We start from the raw sequence: 6151 nt of genomic DNA, 5'->3' as shown, positions 1-6151 counted from the left end.
ACAAGCTGCTGACCGGCGCGAAGTAACCGGACGGAGGACTGAATAATGCCGCTTCAAATCGTCAGAAATGACATCACAAAAATGAAGGTGGACGCCATCGTCAACGCTGCCAACGAGTCGCTGCTGGGTGGCGGCGGTGTGGATGGCTGCATTCATCGTGCTGCAGGACCGGAGCTGCTGGCGGAATGTGAAACGCTCCACGGCTGCGAAACTGGGAGCGCAAAAATCACGAAGGGCTATAAGCTACCCTGCAAATATGTCATTCACGCAGTCGGTCCGCGCTGGTATGACGGGCGGCATGGTGAGCGCGAACTGCTGATCTCATGCTATCAGACTTCGCTAATGATAGCGAAGGAATACGGATGTGAATCGGTTGCGTTCCCGCTGATTTCTTCCGGCATTTTCGGCTATCCAAAGGATCAGGCCCTCAAGGTTGCGATTGACACTATCAGCAGCTTCCTTCTTGAAAACGAAATGACGGTGTACATCGTCATTTTCGACCGCAAAGCCTATCAGATCAGCGGCAAGCTGTTTGCCGACATTGCTTCATACATAGATGACCGCTATGTGGACGAACATACCGATAGTCGTTCCGAGCGACTGCGCAGAATGAGTGCCTTCCGTATGGAAGAGCCGATGCCCTGCGAGTCATCCGTTTGCGATGAAGCTATTGAAAAGCTCACAGCTCCTATGGCAGTCAGCTCCGAAAAGGCAGCAACTCTTGACGATGCACTGGGACAGATTGATGAGAGCTTTTCCGAGATGCTTCTGCGGAAGATTGATGAACGCGGCATGACGGACGCGCAGTGCTACAAGAAGGCGAATATTGACCGGAAGCTCTTCTCGAAGATCCGCTCGGACAAGTCCTACAAACCTTCCAAGCCCACCGTCATTGCATTTGCCATCGCCCTTGAGTTGCCACTTGTGGAAATGAAGGATATGCTCATGAAGGCTGGCTTTGCGCTCTCCCATTCCAATAAGTTTGACATCATCGTGGAGTATTTCGTGGAGCGCGGGAACTATAACGTCTTTGAGATCAACGAGGCTCTGTTTGCATTTGACCAGAGTTTAATAGGAGCATAAGGTCTATGGATAAAGTATTTCAGAAATTTTTGCGAAGTGGTATTGAACTCTCTGTCGTAGGAGTGGAGTGTCGTGAAGATAACAACCCTTACTTTTGCACGCCCAAAGGTGCATCTATTTTTGGCTGGGCTGGCGTGGATGGCATTCACTTCTGCTTTGTTCGAGGCTTCGGCAGTATGGTATTTTCCGTCAGCCCCATGAACTCGGCTCCGGATTTCGTTCATCCGCTGGCAAACAATTTTGCAGACTTTCTGAGGCTGCTCCTTGCTTGCGGTGATTCGGCAGCGTTGGAACAGGCGTGGATGTGGGAAAAAGCCCAATTTGAAGCCTTTTTGCGGGACAACCCTCCGACGCATGAACAGAAAAAAGCGCTATCAGAGCTTGCCGAGAAAATGAAATTGACGCCTATGGAACAACCGTGGGCATACATCAAAAAGCTGCAAGCATCCTTTGATTATAGCAAGATCAAGTACACCGAGGACTATTATGATGTTGATATGAACCCGGAAGCAGAACCGACCATACCTGAATGGAAGGTCTACTTTGATGGAGACTTCTGGGGACATTCAGGAAAAGACCGTTCCGGAACGGAACTCCGGTTGAATAAGCAATTTGACTGGGCAGGACATCATTGGGTTATTCCTGCGGCGTATTCTTGCAGCAAGGGACTCGTCATGGACTTTTGTATGCGCACCCCAGAGGATGACATCCGCAAGTTCATGACGAAATGGGATTTGCACCCCGAAAACGACTCCTGCGAATACTTCACGCAGGAGCAGCAAATGCAAATTGATTTAGACAATCCGCTTTGCCTTGACTTTATTCCTCGTTTGGAATTGAACGGGAAAACAATGCGAACCTCCCACGGCTGCTCGGTGGTTTATAATCCGTGTTTGCCGGATGGGATGATCAATGAATTGGAGGCAAAGTGGGCGTTGGAACACTATGACTTGGATATATCCTATGGATGGATGATTTTTCGGGCAGCTTTTCCGTGGGCAAGCAAACGCCGTACTGAAATAAAATCCCTCTCCTTTACGATGGAGCAGCGGTCATGCCGTGTCCCAGGACCACATTTCAAGACACACGCTCCCGGCGATTCGTTTTCTTTCACCCATCCGGTCAGCGGCACAAAATACACATTAACCGTACAGGAATTGGAGCGGCAGACAATTTCCGAAAAGCGTTTCGGCTCTGACCGCTGGTTTTATCCGACGTATTTTACCGCCATGAGCTATACGCTTTCTCCTGAACCGGACAGCGATATTTCGATCTGTGATTGTGCTGAGGGGGACAAGCCTTTGGAAATTGCGCCATGCTCTGACCGCTATGCACCGGAGGTACGAAACGATATGGCTTGTATCGGCATTATCGGCGGCGCGGACGGACCAACCGCAATCGTATGTGGAGGCAGCTCGAAGGAAAAACTCCATGCAGCTTGTTCCGCTCTACACTTTGAGCCGGTGGAGGGTGATATTGAATGGCGTATCGTATTCAACATCAAAAACTCCAATGAAATGTCATTAGAGCTAATCTGAGAAGAAATCGGAGGCGCAGAAGATGAAGCAGCGCATATACATTGCAATCGACCTGAAATCTTTCTATGCCTCCGTGGAATGCCGTGAGCGTGGCTTAGATCCTCTGGACACAAACCTCGTTGTCGCAGATGAGAGCCGGACGGACAAGACCATCTGCCTTGCCGTTACTCCCTCCCTCAAAAGCTACGGCATCTCCGGACGCGGACGGCTGTTTGAAGTCAAGCAGCGTGTGAAGGAATCAAATGCCGGACGGCAGCACGACGCGCCGGGACACAGGCTGGACGGCACATCACACTTCTTCTCGGAGCTGCAAGCAAACCCGTCTCTGGCGATTGACTTCATCATCGCGCCGCCTCGAATGGCGTACTACATGGAGTACAGCACCCGCATCTATCAGGTCTACCTCAAGTACATCGCGCCGGAGGACATCGTAGTCTACTCCATCGACGAGGTGTTCATAGACGTGACGGACTACCTGAACACCTACAAGCTCTCCGCCCATGATCTCGCCATGAAGATCATCCTCGATGTGCTTGAAACAACCGGCATCACAGCAACCGCAGGAATCGGCACGAATCTTTTCCTCTGCAAAGTGGCAATGGACATTGTGGCAAAGCACATCCCCGCCGATAAGAACGGCGTCCGCATTGCAGAGCTGGATGAGATGAAGTTCCGACGTGAGCTTTGGTCTCATCAGCCTCTCACGGACTTCTGGCGCGTGGGTCGGGGCATTGCCAAGAAACTTGAGCAAAATGGGATGTTTACGATGGGCGATGTTGCCCTCTGTTCAGAGCGGAACGAGGACTTGCTTTACAAGCTGTTCGGCAAGAATGCGGAGTTGCTCATCGACCATGCGTGGGGCTGGGAGCCTACGACCATTGAGGCAATCAAGGCGTACCGTCCCAGCTCCAACAGCCTCAGCTCCGGTCAGGTATTGCACTGTCCCTATGAGCCGCAGAAGGCGAAGCTGGTTGTGCGGGAAATGACGGACTTGCTTGTGCTGGACTTGGTGGACAAGGGGCTTGTCACCGATCAGATGGTTCTCACCATCGGCTATGACATTGAGAACCTGACCGATCCGGCACGACGGGCAAAGTATCACGGCGCGGTTGAGACAGATCATTATGGGAGGCAGATTCCGAAACAGGCGCACGGCTCTATTAACCTCGACGGTCACACATCCTCTACCCGAAAAATAATGTGTGCCGTGTCAGAACTCTTTGACCGGATCGTGGACAAGAATCTGCTCGTCCGCCGTATGTATGTTGTGGCAAATCATGTCCTCCCGGAAGCGGATGCCCCGAAGAAAAACGACGGCGCTGTCCAGCTCGACCTCTTCACCGACTATGCCGCCGAAGAGGAAAAACAGAAAGCTGAGAATGCCGCCTTGGAGCGTGAGCGGAAGATACAAGCCGCCACGCTTGCGATCAAGAAGAAATACGGGAAGAACGCCATCCTCAAGGCGATGAATCTTGAAGAAGGTGCAACCGCTAAAGACCGCAATGCGCAGATTGGAGGGCATAAGGCGTGAACGGAAAATACGACGAGATCATGGGACTTCCTCACCACGTTTCCAAAACGCGACCACAAATGCCGATGTCAGATCGTGCAGCGCAGTTTGCGCCCTTTGCCGCCCTCACCGGCTATGATTCTGCAATCAAGGAAACCGGGCGTCTGACCGACGAAAGGATTGAGCTTGATGAGGGAGCCTTGACCGCTTTGAACATGAGGTATCAGCTTCTCATGGATGCCCTTGATGAAGAGCCGGAGGTTGAAATAACCTACTTCAAACCTGATGAGCGCAAAGCTGGCGGTGCGTATGTAACTGCAACCGGCGCAGTCATAAAGGTTGATGACTTTGAGCGCCTGATTACCATGCAGGACGGCACGAAGATTCCGATGGATGACATCCTAAGCATTGACGGAGAGCTGTTCTTGTCCTTAGAATAATGTCGCTTGCCATGCGACCAAATGAAGTGAATACCGAAGTACAATATGACTGTAAGGTGAAACACCAAGCAGTCATATTTTTTATATACGGAGGTACTGAACATGAGAAAGAACTTGACGGAGATTGTATTCATCCTTGATCGCAGCGGCTCTATGAGCGGACTGGAAACAGACACCATCGGAGGATTCAACTCCATGATTGAAAAGCAGAAAAAAGAGAATGGCGAGGCATTGATCTCTACCGTTCTCTTTGACAACGTGAGCGAGGTTATCCATGACCGTGTGCCGGTTCAGAAGGTGGAGCCGATGACCGACAGGGACTATTCCGTTCGCGGATGTACTGCCCTTCTGGATGCTATCGGCGGAGCAATTCATCACATTGGGAATGTCCACAAGTACGCAAGAAATGAGGATGTCCTTGAACATACGCTGTTCGTCATCACAACGGACGGCATGGAGAATGCAAGCCGCCGTTATGACAGCGAGACAGTTAAGAAAATGATCGAGCGGCAGAAGGAAAAGTACGGCTGGGAGTTTCTATTCCTCGGCGCAAATATTGACGCAGTTGAAACGGCAAAGCACTTCGGTATTGGAGCAGACCGAGCGGTCAATTATCACTCTGACCATAAGGGAACGCAGCTCAACTATGAGGTTCTGAGCGAAGCGGTTTCTGCTGTCCGTTGCAGCGTACCTCTGGGGACGAATTGGAAAAAGCGTATTGATGAGGACTTTAATTCCAGAAAGGACGGGAGAAAGCAATGAGTACGATCACCGTAAAAGGGACAGGCAATGTCTCCGCAAGACCGGATTACATCATCCTCACCTTGAACATTGAAGCCTTATCTGAATCCTATGACCGTGCAATGTCGGAAGCTGCCGAGAGGATCGAAAAAATGCAAGGTGCCGCAGTCCGCGTTGGGTATCACAAGGAAGACTTGAAAACCACGAGCTTTGATGTCCAGACAAGGTACGAGAACGTCAAGGATCGGCAAGGAAATTACAAGCGAGAGTTTGCCGGGTATGCTTGCAGCTATCGTCTGAAATTTGCCTTTGACTTTGACAGCAAACAGCTTGCAAAGGTCATTTCTGCGATTGCGGATTGCGGTGCAAAGCCGGAACTCAGTATTGCATTCACTGTAAGAAACCCATCAGCGGTCAGCGAAAAGCTGCTGATCAGCGCGACGGAGAATGCCAGAGCGAAGGCGGAGATTCTTTGCAAAGCATCAAGCAGTACGCTTGGGCAGCTACTCAATATCGACTACAACTGGGGCGAACTCAATGTGTATTCCAGAACGAGTTATGAGGTCGAAGACTGTATTCAGCCGCTTATGGCAATGAGCAAGTGCGCCGCACCTGAGATTGAGCCAGATGATATTGATGTGACAGACACAGTGGCTTTTACATGGGAAATCCAATAATTTTTTGACTTTTTTGAAATCCGGTACTCAACAAACGCTCTTATTGTGTCCGTTGTAAAGTGAAGGGACATTTCACGGAGGAATCTTCGGGGAATACGATTTTGGGAGATTAGCAAGCAAATCCGGTGAGTACCCACCGGAGAAAAATCAGTTAAGGAGACC

At 50.6% G+C, this 6151-nt stretch carries 6 protein-coding genes; all 6 read left to right on the top strand.

The window, feature by feature from the left end:
* Positions 1-45 precede the first annotated feature (45 nt).
* Entirely contained in the window at positions 46-1083 is a 1038-nt protein-coding gene (locus H8711_RS13155; protein ID WP_177716176.1) for an O-acetyl-ADP-ribose deacetylase, read from the top strand.
* Between the two features lie 5 nt (positions 1084-1088).
* Complete coding sequence (locus tag H8711_RS13150; RefSeq protein ID WP_249283833.1) at positions 1089-2621, top strand: sodium ion-translocating decarboxylase subunit beta; 1533 nt, start codon at positions 1089-1091, stop codon at positions 2619-2621.
* 22 nt (positions 2622-2643) lie between these two features.
* Positions 2644-4152 (top strand): Y-family DNA polymerase, encoded by a 1509-nt coding sequence (locus H8711_RS13145; RefSeq protein WP_249283832.1) that lies wholly within the window; start codon positions 2644-2646, stop codon positions 4150-4152.
* Entirely contained in the window at positions 4149-4571 is a 423-nt protein-coding gene (locus H8711_RS13140; protein ID WP_008396798.1) for a YolD-like family protein, read from the top strand. The genes H8711_RS13145 and H8711_RS13140 overlap by 4 nt, the downstream gene beginning before the upstream one ends.
* A gap of 102 nt (positions 4572-4673) precedes the next feature.
* A complete protein-coding gene (locus tag H8711_RS13135) occupies positions 4674-5333 on the top strand; it encodes a vWA domain-containing protein (protein WP_249283831.1) in 660 nt (219 codons plus the stop codon).
* A complete protein-coding gene (locus H8711_RS13130) occupies positions 5330-5989 on the top strand; it encodes an SIMPL domain-containing protein (RefSeq protein ID WP_249283830.1) in 660 nt (219 codons plus the stop codon). The genes H8711_RS13135 and H8711_RS13130 overlap by 4 nt, the downstream gene beginning before the upstream one ends.
* Positions 5990-6151: the final 162 nt, after the last annotated feature.

This window comes from Ligaoa zhengdingensis, from assembly GCF_014384885.1.
GTDB lineage: Bacteria > Bacillota > Clostridia > Oscillospirales > Ruminococcaceae > Ligaoa > Ligaoa zhengdingensis.
This window is presented reverse-complemented; position numbering and strand designations above follow the sequence as displayed.

Excerpts from the sequence above, each read along its gene's own strand:
- H8711_RS13145 (WP_249283832.1), top strand. The coding sequence starts at position 2,644 with ATGAAGCAGCGCATATACATTGCAATCGACCTGAAATCTTTCTATGCC.
- H8711_RS13150 (WP_249283833.1), top strand. The coding sequence starts at position 1,089 with ATGGATAAAGTATTTCAGAAATTTTTGCGAAGTGGTATTGAACTCTCT.
- H8711_RS13130 (WP_249283830.1), top strand. The coding sequence starts at position 5,330 with ATGAGTACGATCACCGTAAAAGGGACAGGCAATGTCTCCGCAAGACCG.
- H8711_RS13155 (WP_177716176.1), top strand. The coding sequence starts at position 46 with ATGCCGCTTCAAATCGTCAGAAATGACATCACAAAAATGAAGGTGGAC.
- H8711_RS13135 (WP_249283831.1), top strand. The coding sequence starts at position 4,674 with ATGAGAAAGAACTTGACGGAGATTGTATTCATCCTTGATCGCAGCGGC.